Genomic DNA, 16,441 nt, shown 5'->3' with positions numbered 1-16,441 from the left:
AGCAGTGGCAGCCCGGGCTGCATCCGTCTCCTGGGGCAAGGGCGTCATCTCGGGTTGTTGTAGGGGCGTCACCCCCGCGGGGTTCAGCTCCGGCATTCACGCGGGCCGGCGCAGGCGTCCGCCGTCTCCTCCGGCCAGGCCGTCACCCCGGCGGCCGCCAGCAGCTCCCGGTCGGCGGCCACATCGGGATTGCCGGTGGTGAGCAGGGTGTCGCCGTAGAAGATCGAATCGGCCCCGGCCAGCAGGCAGAGGATCTGGGCCTCGCGGTTCATGCCCTCCCGTCCGGCGCTGAGGCGCACGCGGCTGTGGGGCATCAGGATGCGGGCGGTGGCCACCATGCGCACCAGCTCCAGCGGATCCACCGGCGCCTGCTCCTCCAGGGGCGTGCCCTCCACCGCCACCAGGGCGTTGATCGGCACGCTCTCGGGGTGGGGCTCCATCGTGGCCAGCACCTGCAGCAGCGAGGCCCGGTCCGTGAGGCTCTCGCCCATGCCGATGATGCCGCCGCAGCACATCGTGATGCCGGCCTGGCGCACCCGCTCCAGCGTCTCGAGGCGCTCCTGGTAGGTGCGGGTGCTGATGATCCGGTCGTAGTGCTCGGGGCTGGTGTCGAGGTTGTGGTTGTAGGCGGTGAGGCCCGCCTCCGCCAGCCGCCCGGCCTGGCGGTCGGTGAGCATGCCGGCGGTGACACAGGCCTCCATCCCTAGCTCGCGCACGCCGCGCACCATCTGCAGCATCGCCTCAAAAGGGGCGCCGTCGCGGATCTCACGCCAGGCCCAGCCCATGCAGAAGCGATGGGCGCCGGCCTCCTTCGCCGCCCGGGCCCGCGCCAGCACCGGTTCCACCTCCAGCTCCGGTCGGCCCGTCACATCACTGCTGTGATGCATTGACTGGGGGCAGTAGGCGCAGTCCTCCTCGCAGCCGCCGGTCTTGACGCTGAGCAGCGACGCCAGCTGCACCCGATAGCCCGGATTGGCCTGGCGATGCATGGCCTGGGCGCGCCAGAGCAACTCCACCAGCGGCAACTCCAGCAGCGCCTGGATCTCAGCGGTCGACCAGTCGTGGCGCACCACCAGCGGGTCCGTCAGCGACCCGTGGGGCGCGCCAGCGGTTCCAACCGGGGCGGTTGAGGTGAGGGCGCTGCGCTCGGGCCTGGCGGAGGTGACGGTCAAGACGGTCGGAACGGAAGGATGGGGGAGAGCGGCGGCTTCGTTCGCCGTCAGGGCCTGGGGGCCTCAGCGAGCGGCCTCGACGCCTCCGAAGCGGCGCTGGCGCCCCTGGTAATCGAGCAGGGCCGCCAGCAGCGCGGCCTCGTCGAAGTCGGGCCAGAGCACGTCGGTGATGTGCAGCTCGGCGTAGGCGAGCTGCCAGAGCAGGAAGTTGCTGAGGCGCCGCTCGCCGCTGGTGCGGATCAGCAGATCGGGATCGCCCTCGCCGGCCGTCTGCAGTTCGGCGGCGAACAGCGCCTCGTCGATCGCGGCCGGATCCAGCTGTCCGGCCGCGGCCCGCTCGGCCAGGTGGCGGGCGGCCTGCACCAGCTCGCGACGGCCGCCGTAGTTCGTGCAGACATTGAAATGGATGCCGCCGTTGGCGGATGTGCGAGCGGTCGCATCGGCGATCAGGTTCTGAAGTCCCTCCGGCAGCTGTTCGAGGTCGCCCAGGAAGCGGATGCGCACCTGCTCCTTCATCAGCCCCTCCAGCTCCCGCGCCAGCACCCGCTCGAACAGGGTCATCAGGAAGGCCACCTCCTCCCCCGGCCGGGACCAGTTCTCGGTGGAGAAGGCGTAGCAGGTGAGGGCTTCGATGCCCCAGTCGCTGCAGAGCCGCAGGGTGCGCTTGAGGGTCTCGACACCGGCCCGATGCCCCATCACCCGCGGCAGGCCGCGCTGGCGCGCCCAGCGGCCGTTGCCATCCATGATCAGCGCCACATGGGCGGGCAGGCGCTGCGGATCCAGCTGGGGCGGCAGCGGCAGCCGATCGGGGAGGGGTGTGGTCGCCAGGGCGCGACTCATCCGCGGGAATCCGGCGTATCCGTCGACAGGCTACGACCAGTCGGCCCCGGAGCCAGGCTGGCGGTGAGCAGATCGTGCAGGCGGCTGCTGGTGATCGGCCGCTCGAGCCGCCCCTGCTGCGCCAGGGAGATGGTGCCCGTCTCTTCGGAGACGACGATGCACAGGCAGCCGGCATGCCGTTCGGTCAGGCCCAGGGCGGCCAGGTGGCGGGTGCCGTAGCGGTTGAGGCCCTGGCGCGACAGGGGCAGGATCACGCCGGCGGCGGCGATGCGGTTCTCCTGCACCAGCACGGCGCCGTCATGGAGCGGTGTGTCGGCGGCGAACAGGTTGAGCAGCAGATCCACCGACAGGCGGGCGTCCAGACGGATGCCGGGGTTGAGGAAGTCCTCGGGTCGCAGATCACTGCCGATGTCGAGCACGATCAGGCCGCCGCAGCGGGCCTGCGACAGGCGACCCGCAGCCTCGGTGAGCATGCTCACGGATCCGGAGGCCAGCGAATCGCGGCGCCGGTCCGCGAACAGGTTGCCGACGCGGCCGGTGCCCAGCAGTTCCATCAGCCGGCGCAGTTCCCCCTGCCAGAGGATCGCCAGCGCCAGGCTGCAGGCCAGCACCAGGGCATCGACCAGCTTGCTGGTGAGCGGCAGGTCGGCGTAGCGCTGCACCACCCAGGCCAGGGCCACCAGGAACAGAAAGCCCCGCAGCAGCCAGAGGGTGCGCCGGTCGGTGATGCGCCCCAGCAGCAGCACGCCCAGTCCGGTGGCGCAGGCCAGATCAAGCAGCGGGCGCAGGTCCAGGGTCTGCAGCCAGGTCACGGGCAAGGGGGCGGAGAGGCGGCGAGGAGAACCCGCCGGGGGACGCCGGAGGCCGCCCGTGCAGCGGGACTGGACCGCCTCAAGTTACCGGGTGGTCCTGCGCCTGAAGTCGCGCCGGCAACTGGTCGAAGCGCAGCAGATCCTCGGGCAGCTCCCGCTTCTGAACCAGGTCGGCCAGTCCGTCGTGCACCAGCACCGCAGCCGGGCGCGGGATGCGGTTGTAGTTCGAGGACATCGAGAGGTTGTAGGCGCCGGTGGCGAGCACCGCCAGCACCTCGCCGCTGCTGGTCACAGGCAGGTGGATGTCGCGCAGCAGCACGTCGCCGGATTCGCAGTGCTTACCGGCCACCGTGACGGTCTCCTCCCCCGTCGCCAGTGGGCGGTCGGCCAGCAGGGCGGTGTAGCGCGACTGATAGGTGATCGGCCGCGGGTTGTCGCTCATGCCGCCGTCGATGGAGATGTAGGTGCGCAGGCCGGCGATCTCCTTGCGGCTGCCGACCGAATAGAGCGTCACCCCGGCAGTGGCCACCAGCGAGCGTCCCGGCTCACACAGCAGCCGCGGCAGCTCCAGCCCCCGCTCGCGGCAGGCGCCGGCGACGGCCTCGGCCACGGTGCGCACCCACTCCTGAATCGAGGGGGGATCGTCCTCGGCGATGTAGCGGATGCCGAGGCCGCCTCCGACATTGAGATCGCGGCAGGGGTGCCCGAGCGAGCGGGCCAGGGCGAGGGCGTCGGCCATGACGCCGGCCAGATCGCGGTGGGGCTCCAGCTCGAAGATCTGGGAGCCGATGTGGGCGTGCAGGCCGTCCAGCCGGGCCCAGGGGGAGTCCGCCAGCTGCCGCAGCACCGCCTCCAGCTGGTCGGGATCGAAGCCGAACTTGCTGTCGAGATGGCCGGTGCGGATGTACTCATGCGTATGGCACTCGATGCCGGGGGTGAAGCGCAGCAGCAGGCGCACCGGCTCCCGGCGGCCCTCCATCAGCGAGGCCAGCAGCTCAAGATCGTGGCTGTTGTCGACCACCACGGTGACGCCCCGGTCGATCGCCAGCGCCAGCTCCTCGCGGGACTTGTTGTTGCCATGCAGCACGATCCGCTCCGCGGGCATGCCGCCCTGCAGGGCGGTGAGCAGCTCGCCGGCGGAGACGGCGTCGAGGCCGAGCCCCTCGGAGGCCACCAGGGCCGTCAGCGCCAGGGAGCTATGGGCCTTCGAGGCGTACAGAGCCAGCGACGGGCCGGGGTAGAAGCGCTCCAGGGCGTCGCGGTAGGCGCGGCAGGTGGCCCGCAGGGTGGCCTCATCGAGCACATACAACGGTGTGCCGTAGCGCTGGGCCAGGTCGCTCAGGGCGATGCCGCCCACCTCGAGGCGGCCGCGGGGATCGAGCCGGGCCGTGATCGGCGCCAGGTTGCGATTGGGACTGAGGGGATCGCCATCCGGCTCGAACGGGCGGTCCACCGCCGGCGCCGGCTGGGCAGGAGAGAGGACCATGGCAGCGCCGCATCCGAAAAGATGAAGCGATCGTAGAGATTCGCCCGCGGCGGCTTGACGCGCGTCTCCCGTCGTCCCGGCCTCGGGGAGATGAGCCCCGAAGGAGCCCTTCCCCGGCAGGATGGCCGGACATCGAGGTGCACCGATCGGGTCGCCCGGTTCGTGTGTCAGCGCTTCACACCGTGGCTGCCGCCTGGCCGATGCCGCTGCCGGCGCCTCATCAGCGCCCCGGGTCATCCCATGTCCACGTCCGGCTTCGACCCGGTTGACAACCCCTTCCCCGGTTCCCGCCCGAGGGGGGAGGGGGATGGGCAGGACCGGTTGATCCCGCTGGGCCCGGATCACCTCGATGCCTGCCTGGCTCTCGATGCCGCAGCCCTTGGTGGGTTGTGGAGCGCCGCCCAGTGGCGCCGCGAACTGGAGGAGCCGCAGCGCCCCGGGGTCGGGCTTCTCCGCGCTGACGCCCTGCTGGCCATGGCCTGCGGCGCTCTGGTGCTCGATGAACTGCACATCACCCTGGTGGCCGTGGATCCGCATCGCCGTCGCCAGGGCCTGGGGCGCCGGGTGCTGCGGCAGCTGCTGAGCACCGGCCGCCGGCTGGGGGCCGAACGCGCCACCCTCGAGGTGTCAGCCGGGAACGGGGAGGCCCAGGCCCTTTACGCCAGCTGCGGGTTCCGGACCGCCGGTCGGCGTCGCCGTTACTACCGCGATGGCAGCGATGCGCTGATCCAATGGTCAGACCTGCTGGATGACAGCGAAGCAGCCACGCCACTGTCGCCGCAGGTTGGCTGAGGTGGAGCAGCCGGCGCTCCGGGTCGGTTTTCCGAAGTTCGTTACTGCTATCCGCTCCGAAGTTGGTTGCTCCGTTGATCTGACCGCTGCCGCACTCGTCAGTTGCCGCAGGCCTTGCTGGTCGCTTCGCCTGCAGTTTTCCTCCCCATCCCGCAGCACCGCTTCACTCCTGATAGGTTGGGTCAACTTGCACCAGGCCCCGGCCATGTTTGAGCGCTTCACCGAGAAGGCCATCAAGGTGATCATGTTGGCCCAGGAGGAGGCCCGCCGCCTGGGCCATAACTTTGTGGGCACCGAGCAGATCCTGCTCGGTCTGATCGGCGAGGGCACCGGCGTCGCCGCCAAGGTGCTCAAGTCGATGGGGGTCAACCTCAAGGACGCCCGCGTCGAGGTGGAGAAGATCATCGGCCGGGGGTCCGGTTTCGTCGCCGTCGAGATCCCGTTCACCCCCCGGGCCAAACGGGTGCTGGAGCTCTCCCTGGAGGAGGCCCGCCAGCTCGGGCACAACTACATCGGCACTGAGCACCTGCTGCTTGGTCTGATCCGCGAGGGCGAGGGCGTCGCCGCCCGGGTGCTGGAGAACCTCGGCGTCGACCTGGCCAAGGTCCGCACCCAGGTGATCCGCATGCTCGGCGAGACCGCCGAGGTCGCGGCCGGCGGCGGCGGCAAGGGCTCCACCAAGACGCCCACCCTTGATGAGTTCGGCAGCAACCTCACCCAGCTGGCGGCCGAATCCAAGCTCGACCCGGTGGTCGGCCGTCAGAACGAGATCGACCGTGTGATCCAGATCCTCGGCCGCCGCACCAAGAACAACCCGGTGCTGATCGGCGAGCCCGGCGTCGGCAAGACCGCCATCGCCGAAGGTCTGGCCCAGCGCATCACCACGGGTGACGTGCCCGACATCCTCGAGGACAAGCGCGTCCTCACCCTCGACATCGGCCTGTTGGTGGCCGGCACCAAGTACCGCGGTGAGTTTGAGGAGCGCCTCAAGAAAATCATGGAGGAGATCCGCTCCGCCGGGAACGTCATCCTGGTGATCGATGAGGTGCACACCCTGATCGGTGCCGGTGCCGCCGAGGGGGCGATCGATGCCGCCAACATCCTCAAGCCGGCCCTGGCCCGCGGTGAGCTTCAGTGCATCGGCGCCACCACCCTGGATGAGTACCGCAAGCACATCGAACGCGATGCCGCCCTCGAGCGCCGCTTCCAGCCGGTGATGGTCGGCGAACCCTCCGTCACCGACACGATCGAGATCCTGCGCGGCCTGCGCGAGCGCTACGAGCAGCACCACCGCCTCAAGATCGCCGACGAGGCCCTCGTCGCCGCCGCCACCCTGGGCGATCGCTACATCTCCGACCGCTTCCTGCCCGACAAGGCGATCGACCTGATCGATGAGGCTGGCAGCCGCGTACGCCTGCTCAACTCCAAGCTGCCCCCGGCTGCCAAGGAGATCGACAAGCAGCTGCGTGAGGTGCAGAAGGAGAAGGAGGACGCGGTCCGCGATCAGGACTTCACCAAGGCCGGCGCCCTCCGCGACAAGGAGGTGGAGCTGCGCGAGCAGATCCGCACCCTGCTGCAGGCCCGTCGCGACGACCAGCCCGCCGAGGCTGAGGTCCCCAGCGGCGAAGGGGTGGCACAGGTCGCCGAAGGAACCGCCGAAGGCGCCGAGCCCGGCCTCACCACGCCACTCGTCACCGAGGAGGACATCGCCCAGATCGTTGCCTCCTGGACCGGTGTGCCGGTGCAGAAGCTCACCGAATCGGAATCGGTGAAGCTGCTGCACATGGAGGAGACCCTGCATCAGCGCCTGATCGGCCAGGACGAGGCGGTCAAGGCCGTGTCTCGGGCGATCCGCCGGGCTCGCGTGGGCCTCAAGAATCCCAACCGTCCGATCGCCAGCTTCATCTTCTCCGGCCCCACCGGTGTCGGCAAGACTGAGCTCACCAAGGCCCTGGCCACCTACTTCTTCGGCAGCGAGGAGGCGATGATCCGCCTCGACATGTCGGAATTCATGGAGCGCCACACCGTCAGCAAGCTGATCGGTTCGCCTCCGGGCTACGTGGGCTTCAACGAGGGCGGTCAGCTCACAGAAGCCGTGCGTCGTCGTCCCTACACCGTGGTGCTGTTCGACGAGATCGAGAAGGCCCACCCTGATGTGTTCAATCTCCTGCTGCAGCTGCTGGAAGACGGTCGCCTGACCGATTCCAAGGGCCGCACGGTGGACTTCAAGAACACCCTGATCATCATGACCTCGAACATCGGTTCGAAGGTGATCGAGAAGGGTGGCGGTGGCCTCGGTTTCGAATTCTCCGGTGAAGCCGCGGAAGAAACTCAGTACAACCGCATCCGGTCGCTGGTCAACGAAGAGCTCAAGCAGTACTTCCGCCCCGAGTTCCTCAACCGTCTCGACGAGATCATCGTCTTCCGCCAGCTCAGCCGCGAGGAGGTGAAGGAGATCGCCGAGATCATGCTGCGCGAGATCTTCGCCCGCATGCAGGAGAAGGGCATTCGCCTCTCGGTCACCGAAGCCTTCAAGGAGCGTCTCGTTGAGGAGGGCTACAACCCCAGCTACGGCGCCCGCCCGTTGCGCCGTGCCGTGATGCGTCTGCTCGAGGATTCGCTGGCCGAGGAGTTCCTCAGCGGCCGCATCGGTGAGGGGGATGCCGCCCTGGTCGATGTCGATGACAACAAGCAGGTGGTGATCCGCAAGCAGGCGCTGATGCCCTCCATGCCCGAGTTGGCCGGCGCCGGCGCCTGAACTCCCGGCCCGCAATCTGTCGGTTCCTTGCCGGAGTGGTGTCCCGCCGCTCCGGCTTTTGATTGGCGTCGAAGCGGCCGCCATCGGATGCCGCCAGGCCGGCCAGTCCTGGTGCCGCGGGGTGCCGGGTGGGCTTCAGCGAGCCCCGAACCCTTCCGGCCCGGACGGCCGTCGCCGCACTTCTAGATTGGACCTTCTCGTTTTGTTGCACGGCGGCATGGTTCCCAGCAGCGGTGATCCCCAGCCCGCCCTGGCGGCGGAGTCCCTGGCCGGTTCAGGCACCCTCAGCCAGCAGATCGCACCGGCGCTGGTGTTGCGGGGGGAGGGAGCCTGGCGACAGGCCCTGCCCGAGATCGCCGTCCTCTGCCGGCAGCCCCTGTTGCTCGGCCGCAGCGCGTCCACCGCCGCTCTGCGGGCGCCACTGGAGGCCGATCTGAGGGAGGCCGGCCTGGTCGTGCACCCGGCGGAGCTCCGCCATGACTGCTGTGAGCAGGATCTGCAGCGGATCGCGGAGCAGGCCCGCCGCCAGGACTGTGATGCGGTGATCGCCGCGGGGGGCGGCAAGGTGCTCGACGCCGGCAAGCTGCTGGCCGATCGCCTCGGCCTGCGCTGCGTCACGGTGCCCACCAGTGCCGCCACCTGTGCGGGCTGGACTGCTCTGGCCAATCTCTATTCCCCCGAGGGCGCCTTCCAGGGGGATGTGGCCCTGAAGCGCTGCCCCGACCTGTTGGTGTTCGACCACGGACTGGTGCGCCGGGCCCCCGCTCGCACGCTGGTGAGCGGCGTCGCCGATGCCATGGCCAAGTGGTATGAAGCGTCGGTGAGCAGCGGCGCCAGCGGCGATGCCCTGGTGCAGATGGCCGTGCAGATGGCGCGGGTCCTTCGCGACCAGCTGCTGCTCGACGCCGAGGCGGCCCTGGCCGAGCCGGGTGGCGAGGCCTGGGTGCGGGTGGCGGAGGCCTCCGCGCTCAGCGCCGGTCTGATCGGCGGCATCGGTGGCGCCAGCTGTCGCACCGTGGCGGCCCACGCCGTCCACAACGGCCTCACCCAGCTGCCGGCCAGCCATGGCCACCTGCATGGTGAGAAGGTGGGCTTCGGCATCCTGGTCCAGCTGCGGCTCGAGGAGCAGCTGGCCGGCAACCGGCTGGCGGCCCAGGCCCGCCGCCAGCTGCTGGGGCTGTTCGAGCGGCTGGATCTGCCGCGGGATCTCGCCCAGCTGGGGCTGGCCAACGCCAGCCTCAGCGAGCTGCAGCAGGTCTGCGCCTTCGCCTGCCAGCCCCGGTCCGATCTGCACCGCCTGCCGTTCGCCGTCGGTCCCGCCGAGCTGCTGGCCGCCTTGGTGAGCACCGGCGCCGACTGCGTGCTCTCGTGACCATGCCCCCCCGACCTCCCGGCGCACCTGCAGAGCCCGCCCCCAGCGCTGCCGGTGCCCAGGTGGATCCCCACGGCGGCACGGAGATCAGCGGATCCCGTGCCGTGCTGGAGGAGGCCGCCGGACGCCTGCTCGATCCCCAGGGACGCGACCTGGCGGCTGCGGTGCAGTGGTGGCCGCTGCCTGGGCTGCCGCACGCCTGGCCGGTGGCGGTCGTCGGTGAGGGGCCGCCGCTGCTGCTGCTCCATGGCTTTGACAGCTCCCATCTGGAGTTCCGGCGGCTGGCGCCGCTGCTGGCAGGTGGGTATCGCCTCTATGTGCCCGACCTGTATGGCTTCGGCTTCTGCCCGCGCCCCCGCCAGACCGCCTACGGCCCCGTCGCGGTGCTGCATCATCTCGAGCTGCTGCTGGACGCCATCGCCGAGCGGGAAGGCGAGCAGCCTCTGGGCCTGATCGGCGCCTCCATGGGCGGATCGGTGGCGGTGGAGCTGGCGCGGCGCTGCCCCGATCGCGTCGCCCGGCTGCTCCTGCTGGCTCCGGCCGGCCTCACCGGTCGCCCCATGCCCGTGCCGCCGCTGCTCGATGCCCTGGGGGCGCGCTTCCTGGCATTACCAGGCGTGCGGCGTGGCCTCTGCCGCAGCGCCTTCGCCGATCCTGACCGCGATGTGGGCGCTCCGGAGCTGGAGATCGCCTCGCTGCATCTGGCCTGCCCGGGCTGGGATCGGGCCCTGGCCGCCTTCGCCCGCTCCGGTGGCTTCGCCGGTTGCGGTGAGCCGTTGCCGCACCAGCCGCTGCAGGTGCTCTGGGGCACCGACGACCGCATCCTGCGTCCGCCGCTCAAGCGCGCTGCCCAGGCTCTGCTGGGAGAGCGGGTGGAGGAGCTGGCCGATTGTGGCCACCTGCCCCATATCGATCAGCCGGGGCTGGTGGCCCAGCGCTGGCTGGCTGCTGCGGGCGTTGCCCCTTCCGCCGCCGCCTGAGCAGTGGCCGATCGACTAGGAGGCCTGTTGGCCTGTGACGAGCAGGCCCGGCTGCGCCGAGGTGAGCGGCGGAGCCTGAGCCGCCTGTGCGTCGCTGGCTCGCCCCGCTGTGCGTCAGGGGCAGGGCCACTCGCCGTTGCCGATTCCCCTCAGGGGTGGGGCTCAGCGGTGCTCCGATCCGCTCAGCCGCGGCTCCCGCTGAGCAGGGGCAGGAGTCGCTGCGCCAGCCACTCGCCGCTGCGCCAGGCCCCTTCGATCCGCCCGAAGCCCTCGCCGGCAAGGAAGTCGCCGCACAGGGCCAGCCGGCATGCAGTGACGACCATCGACTCGGGATCCAGGCCGGGCGGCTGCGGAAAGGCTCCGCCCCAGAGCATGCGCTGACGGCCTCCGAGGGGCGGCAGATCGGCGGGGGTGAGCCAGGGAGCCAGAGCCTCCAGGAGGGCGTCGCTGAGCGCCGTGATCTGCCTCTCCGCCTCATCGCCGAGTTGGTTTCCGCCGACGCCTGCAGCAGCGTCGGCGTTCGCGGCTGCTTCAGTGGCTGTACCGCTGCCGTTGGATGTGGTGGCGGTGATTCGGGTACCGCCTTGGATCTGGTCGCTCGCCAGGCGGCCGCAGTCGACCAGGTCCGCAGGGCGTGCGTGGGCGACGACGCCACAGCGGCCGTCGGCCAGGGGCTGCAGCACGATCCGCTCCAGTCCCCAGCGCCGTCTGGCCGCTGCGCTCAGCCACAGGTGCCGGAAGGGCAGTGCCCGCCAGGCCCGGGCCTGGTCGGCCTCGAGCCGCAGCAGCAGCGCCAGGCGCGGGTCGTAGCGGAGGCCGGCGATCGCGCGCAGGGCACGTGTCAGCCCGGGGTCCTGCAGCTGCTTGTTCACCACCTCCAGCGGCACCTGATCGCAGCCCAGCAGCTCCCGGCAGCGTGGGTGGGCCAGCAGCGTTCCCGAGAGCACCAGCCAGTGGCCCTGGGCCAGCGGTGTGCCATCGGCGGTGCCCAGGCGCCACAGGCCCTCGCGCCTGTCCACCCTCTCCACCCGCCGGCCATGGAGCCGCTCCACGGCGGGGGCTCCAGCTGCCGGACCGCCAGGCCGGCACGCCTGCTCCGCCAGCTCGAGCATCCCCGCGGCCAGATCGCCCATCGCCGGCCATCCCCGGTAAAGCCGCCCCTCGCTGGCCAGCGCCCCGGGTTCCTCGCTCAGACGGCCGTCCGCTTCGAGCTGTCGCAGGGCCGGGATGCCGTCGCCACTTTCGTCGCCACTGCCATCGCTATTGCCATCGCTATTGCCGTCGCTGTTGCCCGTGGCGGGCGGCGGCCAGGAGCGGAGGCGACCGGCCTGCAGCAGCGGCTGCAACAGCGCTGGTGGTTCGGCGCCCCGCAGGTTGAGGAAGGGGGCGCCGTGATCCAGCCTCCAGCCTGGGTCCTGACGGTCGGGGCGGCTGGCGGCCCGGCCTCCCAGGCCCCGGCCCGCCTCCAGCATCCGGATCGGCCCGCGCCAGCCCTGGCAGCGCAGCTGCGCCGCCAGGGCACAGCCCGATACGCCGGCGCCGACGATGAGCAGCGTTTCGTCTGTGGGGGTCATCGGCGCGGCACTCTGCCGGTGCGGCTGTGGGGAGGCGGCTCCACCGGTTCTGGTCTGCAACGGGTTCCTGGACCCAGCATCCTGCAGTCCTGCTCGCCTCTGATAGAGAGAGGTCTGCGCAGCCTGATGACGGTATGGGTGACGGCCTCCCTCACGGATCCATCGGCGGCGAGCAGGGCTCCGACGACGGCGCCGGGGGACCCGTGCTGCGGTTGCTGGCCCGGGGGCTGGAGCTGTGGTTGCGGCAGCAGTGCGAGGCCATCGACGAGCTGCAGATCCAGCTGGAGGGCAGTGCCGTGCAGCTGGTGCGCGGCCGGCTCGAGGGGGTGCGCCTGCAGGCCCGTGGCGTGGTGTTCCAGCAGCTGCGCTTCGAGCGGGTGGAGCTGCGCAGCGCGCCGATGCAGGTGCGGATGGGGGCGCTGCTGCGCAGTCAGACGTTCCGGCTGGATCATCCATTCGAGATCACGGGCACCGTGGCGTTCAGCGCCGAGGGGCTGAGCCACAGCCTCTGCACCCCGCCCTGGAGCGCCCTGGGCGATGCGCTGGCTGAGGAGCTGCTGGGTGAGAGCCCCCTGGCGGGGCTTCGCCTGGAGGGGGATCGTCTGATCCTGTGCGGCGCCACTGCTCAGCAGCAGCCGTTGGTATGCGCCGCTCGCCTGCTCATCGAGGAGGGTGGGCTGGTGCTGCGCTCCGAGGCAGAGGGGCCCGAGGGCGAGGCGAACGTCGCCCGCCTGCCCCGGGACGCCAACATTCAGTTCGCGTGCGCCCGGGTCGGCGACGGTGTGGTGGAGCTGCAGGGCCGGGCCCGGGTTTCGACCTGAGCCATGGCTGCAGCACGCAGCTGTCGGCACACCGCAGCCCGTGGGTGTCGTGCGTCGTGATCGGGGAGCCGTGCTTCAGGGTGGCCATGCGGCCGCTCAGCCGTCAGGATGCGGGTTCTTCCCGGATCGCTCCGCCGGTGTCCCTGCCCCTTTCCCCTCGTGTTTCCGCTGTCGTCCTGGCGGGCTGCGGCAGCGTCCTCGCCATGGCGACGGCCGTGCTGGCGGCTCCGTATCAGAACACCCTGCAGCTCCAGGGCGTCACCTTCAAGGTGCAGGCGACGGGGGAGGGCTCGACCCAGCAGCTGACGGTGGAGGCCGAGCGCGATGGCAAGCCGCTGGCCGTCAAAAGGCTGGCCATCGATGGCGCGGTGATGGGGGCCGAGGTCGAGGACCTCAACAGCGATGGCGAGCCCGAGCTGTTCGTCTACACCCAGAGTGCCGGTAGCGGCAGCTACGGCGCGGTGTGGGCCTGGAGCGTTAGCCGCCGGGGTGGGCTGCTGCCGATCCGCCTGGGGGCGATGAACTCCAGGGATTCCAGCGGCTACCGCGGCCATGACCGCTTCGCCGTCGTCGAAACCAGCCTGGTGCGCCGCTTCCCGATCTATCTGCCGGGCGACACCAATGCCCGCCCCACCGGCGGCACCCGCCAGGTCACCTACAAGCTGATGCCTGAGGGATCGTCCCTGCAGCTGCAACCGGTGAGCGCCACGCAGTTCTGAGCCGGCTCAGCCGCCCTGCACGATCGGCAGCACCAGCGTCACCAGCGAGTACACCACCGCCGGCACGAACAGATAGCTGTCGATCCGATCGAGCACACCGCCGTGGCCGGGGATCACATCACCGGAATCCTTGAGGCCGGCATCGCGCTTCATCATCGATTCGGTCAGGTCGCCCACCAGGGCGAACAGGGCCACCACCACCCCGAGCAGGCCGCCCAGCAGGGCGCCCCAGCGCCAGCCCAGCCACAGCCCGCCGAGGGCGCCCACCGCCATGGCGCAGGCCAGCCCGCCCAGGGCTCCTTCAATCGTCTTGCCCGGGGAGATCGGCGAGAGCGGATGGCGGCCGAGGCGGCGGCCGATCACATAGGAACCGATGTCGGTGGCGACGATCAGGAAGCAGGCCAGCAGCGTCAGCGCCAGTCCGGAGCTCCAGGGCAGTCCCAGCAGTGCCACCTCCCCGGAGAGATGGGGCGCCAGTGAGGGATCGGCCAGGTCGCGCAGCTTGATCCAGTGGCTGGGCAGGAAGCCCAGATAGAAGAGCCCGAAGATCGAGGCGGCGATGTCGGCGATCGTGCCGGTGCGGGGCTGCAGCAGGAGCCAGCCGCAGATCACCGCGCCGGAGGCCGGCAGCACCGCCGCCGCCACATCGCCGGCCATCCCCCCGGAAGCCAGCAGGCCGTGGCTGCCGGCGGCCTGGGTGGTGAACAGCAGCAGCTGCACCGCCACCAGGGTGGTCTTGGTGGCGGGCCGCATGCCTTTGAACTGGGCCATGCGGAAGAACTCCAGCAGGCCCAGATGCACGATCACGCCCACCGCGACGGTGAACCACCAGCCGCCCAGCAGCACCACCACGGCCCCGAAGCCGCCGGCGGCCCAGCCGCTGGCCAGTCGGGAGAGGGAGGTGGCGGCGCGGGGACGGGACGACAAGGAGGAGCGTGGAGAGCGGGTCAGCGTTCCGCTGCGATCACGAACAGCGGCTCAGCCGCGGCCAGCTTGGCCTGACTGCCGCGCCGCTGCATGCGGTGGACGGTGGCCTGCACCACCTGCACGTCACGGGCGCCGAGCTGGGCGAGCGTGTCGCTGGCATCCACCAGACCCTCCAGGCTGACGGTGCTGATCACCAGGCGCCCCTCCGGCCGCAGGGCCTGCCACACCGCCCGCAGCACATCCACCAGGGGCCGGCCCACCTCCAGCAGCACCCGGTCGGGGTGTGGCGGCAGCTGATCGAGATCCGCCGGAGCACGGCCCTGATGGCTGTGCAGGTTCGTGATCGCGAACCGGCGGCGGTTGCGCTCCAGCAGTTCCACCGCGTCCGGGTCCCGTTCCAGGGTGTGCACCTGCCCGGAGGGCATCAGCCGGGCGATCTCCAGCGCCAGAGCACCTGTCCCGCCGCCGATGTCCCACACCAGCGAATCGGGCCGCGGCCGCAGATGGGCCAGCAGCATCACCCGCAGCTCCATCGGCGTCGGCGTGAAGCCGGGGGCGTCCTCAAAGGCACCGTCCGGCAGCCCCGGCGTGACGAAATCCCAGTGGTAGGCCTCGTGCTCCGGGCGCGGCAGCTCCCCGGGCCGGGCGGAGTGGCCGGCATCAGAGGGCTGGGGGACGAGGGAGGTCATGGCCTCCGCAGGCGGGGGGCGTCGCTTGCCACCCTGTCACGGTGGCCGCTCCGATCGGCCGTCCTGTCACGAACTGCGCCCAGGCCGCCGCGGAGCGTCGCCGTCCACCACCGCCACCCCGTCAGGGATCTGATCCCCCCAGAGAGGGCGCTGGTTCTCCAGCCAGGCGGAGCGGGCGGCGTCGATCCGTTCACCCGGCACCAGGAGCGGAATGCCGGGGGGGTATGCGCAGAGCGGCTCGGCGGCCCAGCAGCCCACGGCCTCCCCCAGCGGCAGGCGGCGGCGCGGGGCGCGCCAGGCCTCCCCCAGCGGCCGCTCCGGTGAGGCCACCAGCGGCAGCGGCGGCGCGGTGAACGGTGTCAGCGGATGCGCCGCCAGGGCCATCCGCAGCTCCGCCAGCCGCCTGGGCAGCAGCCGCTCCAGGGTCGCGGGGGGATCGAGGCCGAGCAGGAAGGTGAGGCAGCCCGGCTCCGGCAGCTCCGCCACCACGCCCCGCTCCAGCAGCCAGGCATCGGCCTCCAGGCCCGAGAAACCGAGGGGCGCTGTGAGCAGCCCCAGCCGCAGCGGGTCGCCGTTGGCCAGCAGCGAGAAGCCCAGAGTCTCCAGCCGTTGCCGCAGCCGCCGGCCGCGTGCCTCCGCCCGTCGGCGCTGCCTCTGGCCCCTCTCGCTGCACAGGTCCTCGAGGGCCAGGGCCGTGGAGGCCAGCAGCAGGGCGCTGGGGCTGGAGGTCTGCAGCCACAGCAGCGCCCGTTCGATCGCCTCGGCATCCGGCCGCGTTCCCTGGGCCAGCAGGGCGGCGCTCTGGGCCAGGCCCCCGGCGTTCTTCTGGGGCGAGAGCACCGTCAGCTCGGCGCCGGCGGCCACCGCCTCACCCCGGCCGTGGGCCTGATCCACCAGCACCGGCAGCCCGTGGCGGTGGGCCAGGTCGATCAGCGCCGGCAGATCCGCCTCCTGGCCCTGATACGTGGGGGATACCAGCACCAGTGCCGCCACAGGGCCCGTGGCCAGCGCCGCCTGCAGCACGCGCTCGAGGTGGGCGGGATCCGGCGGTCGCCACAGGCCGGAGAGCGGATCGAAGGGAAGCGAATAGAGCAAGGGTTCCAGCTGGCCGAGCACGCAGCCGTGCAGGAGCGAGCGGTGCAGGTTGCGGGGCAGCAGCACCCGCGCGCCCGGAGGGGCCAGGGCGAGCAGAGCCGCCTGCAGCAGACCGGTGGCCCCGTTCACCCCGAACCAGCAGTGCTCCGCCCCGAACAGCGCCGCACAGCGGGCCTGGCTGTCGGCGACGGCCCCCTCCGGCTCCAGGGGGCCCCCGAAGCCCGGCAGTTCGGGCAGGTCCCAGCTGCCGGGACGGCGTCGCAGCAGGGCGGCCAGTTCCGGCGTCAGGGCGCGGCCGCGGCCATGGGCCGGCAGGTGCAGGGGCAGGGCCGGCGGCGGCGCCTGCAGCAGGGCAAGCAGCGGATGGCCCCGGAGGCGACCCATGGCGGCAGGGAGGCGGTTTC

At 71.2% G+C, this 16,441-nt stretch carries 14 protein-coding genes; 6 read left to right on the top strand and 8 right to left on the bottom strand.

All coding sequences use genetic code 11. The features are described 5' to 3' along the window. Nucleotides 1-83: 83 nt before the first annotated feature. The 4 genes from bioB to lysA form a co-directional block, all read right to left on the bottom strand. Nucleotides 84-1,076 (bottom strand): biotin synthase BioB, encoded by a 993-nt coding sequence (bioB, locus tag H8F25_RS05300; protein ID WP_370525875.1) that lies wholly within the window; start codon nucleotides 1,074-1,076, stop codon nucleotides 84-86. A gap of 159 nt (nucleotides 1,077-1,235) precedes the next feature. After that, complete coding sequence (locus H8F25_RS05295) at nucleotides 1,236-2,012, bottom strand: isoprenyl transferase (RefSeq protein WP_197212307.1); 777 nt, start codon at nucleotides 2,010-2,012, stop codon at nucleotides 1,236-1,238. Continuing rightward, nucleotides 2,009-2,824 (bottom strand): diadenylate cyclase CdaA, encoded by an 816-nt coding sequence (gene cdaA / locus H8F25_RS05290; RefSeq protein ID WP_197212306.1) that lies wholly within the window; start codon nucleotides 2,822-2,824, stop codon nucleotides 2,009-2,011. The genes H8F25_RS05295 and cdaA overlap by 4 nt, the downstream gene beginning before the upstream one ends. Nucleotides 2,825-2,903: 79 nt before the next feature. Beyond that, entirely contained in the window at nucleotides 2,904-4,310 is a 1,407-nt protein-coding gene (gene lysA, locus H8F25_RS05285; protein WP_197212305.1) for a diaminopimelate decarboxylase, read from the bottom strand. Between the two features lie 240 nt (nucleotides 4,311-4,550). On the opposite strand from lysA, the gene H8F25_RS05280 reads away from it, so the two are divergent. The 4 genes from H8F25_RS05280 (at nucleotide 4,551) to H8F25_RS05265 (ending at nucleotide 10,212) form a co-directional block, all read left to right on the top strand. Beyond that, entirely contained in the window at nucleotides 4,551-5,102 is a 552-nt protein-coding gene (locus H8F25_RS05280; protein ID WP_197212304.1) for a GNAT family N-acetyltransferase, read from the top strand. A 205-nt stretch (nucleotides 5,103-5,307) separates the two neighbouring features. Next, nucleotides 5,308-7,860, top strand: a complete 2,553-nt coding sequence (locus tag H8F25_RS05275; RefSeq protein ID WP_197212303.1) for an ATP-dependent Clp protease ATP-binding subunit — start codon at nucleotides 5,308-5,310, stop codon at nucleotides 7,858-7,860. A 217-nt stretch (nucleotides 7,861-8,077) separates the two neighbouring features. Then, a complete protein-coding gene (locus tag H8F25_RS05270) occupies nucleotides 8,078-9,232 on the top strand; it encodes an iron-containing alcohol dehydrogenase family protein (protein WP_197212302.1) in 1,155 nt (384 codons plus the stop codon). 2 nt (nucleotides 9,233-9,234) lie between these two features. Continuing rightward, on the top strand, nucleotides 9,235-10,212 hold the full coding sequence (locus H8F25_RS05265) for an alpha/beta fold hydrolase (RefSeq protein WP_197212301.1): 978 nt from the start codon (nucleotides 9,235-9,237) through the stop codon (nucleotides 10,210-10,212). A gap of 182 nt (nucleotides 10,213-10,394) precedes the next feature. Here H8F25_RS05265 and H8F25_RS05260 read toward each other — a convergent pair whose 3' ends face one another. After that, nucleotides 10,395-11,786 (bottom strand): NAD(P)-binding protein, encoded by a 1,392-nt coding sequence (locus H8F25_RS05260; protein ID WP_197212300.1) that lies wholly within the window; start codon nucleotides 11,784-11,786, stop codon nucleotides 10,395-10,397. Between the two features lie 134 nt (nucleotides 11,787-11,920). On the opposite strand from H8F25_RS05260, the gene H8F25_RS05255 reads away from it, so the two are divergent. Next, nucleotides 11,921-12,607, top strand: coding sequence for a DUF2993 domain-containing protein (locus H8F25_RS05255; protein ID WP_197212299.1), 687 nt, complete (start codon nucleotides 11,921-11,923; stop codon nucleotides 12,605-12,607). Between the two features lie 137 nt (nucleotides 12,608-12,744). Further along, nucleotides 12,745-13,326 carry a PliI family lysozyme inhibitor of I-type lysozyme gene (locus H8F25_RS05250; RefSeq protein ID WP_197212298.1) on the top strand — a complete coding sequence of 194 codons (582 nt, stop codon included), beginning with the start codon at nucleotides 12,745-12,747 and terminating at the stop codon, nucleotides 13,324-13,326. 6 nt (nucleotides 13,327-13,332) lie between these two features. On the opposite strand, the gene H8F25_RS05245 is transcribed toward H8F25_RS05250, so the two are convergent. From H8F25_RS05245 to H8F25_RS05235, 3 genes are all read right to left on the bottom strand, one after another. Then, a complete protein-coding gene (locus H8F25_RS05245; RefSeq protein ID WP_197212297.1) occupies nucleotides 13,333-14,253 on the bottom strand; it encodes a phosphatidate cytidylyltransferase in 921 nt (306 codons plus the stop codon). Nucleotides 14,254-14,273: 20 nt separating this feature from the next. Beyond that, the gene (cbiT, locus tag H8F25_RS05240) at nucleotides 14,274-14,942 is read right to left on the bottom strand and encodes a precorrin-6Y C5,15-methyltransferase subunit CbiT (protein WP_197212296.1); all 669 of its coding nucleotides are present in this window, start codon (nucleotides 14,940-14,942) and stop codon (nucleotides 14,274-14,276) included. A gap of 66 nt (nucleotides 14,943-15,008) precedes the next feature. Continuing rightward, nucleotides 15,009-16,421, bottom strand: a complete 1,413-nt coding sequence (locus tag H8F25_RS05235; RefSeq protein WP_197212295.1) for an aminotransferase class I/II-fold pyridoxal phosphate-dependent enzyme — start codon at nucleotides 16,419-16,421, stop codon at nucleotides 15,009-15,011. Nucleotides 16,422-16,441: the final 20 nt, after the last annotated feature.

The sequence above is a fragment of the Synechococcus sp. CBW1004 genome (genome assembly GCF_015840715.1).
Lineage (GTDB): Bacteria > Cyanobacteriota > Cyanobacteriia > PCC-6307 > Cyanobiaceae > Cyanobium.
This window is presented reverse-complemented; position numbering and strand designations above follow the sequence as displayed.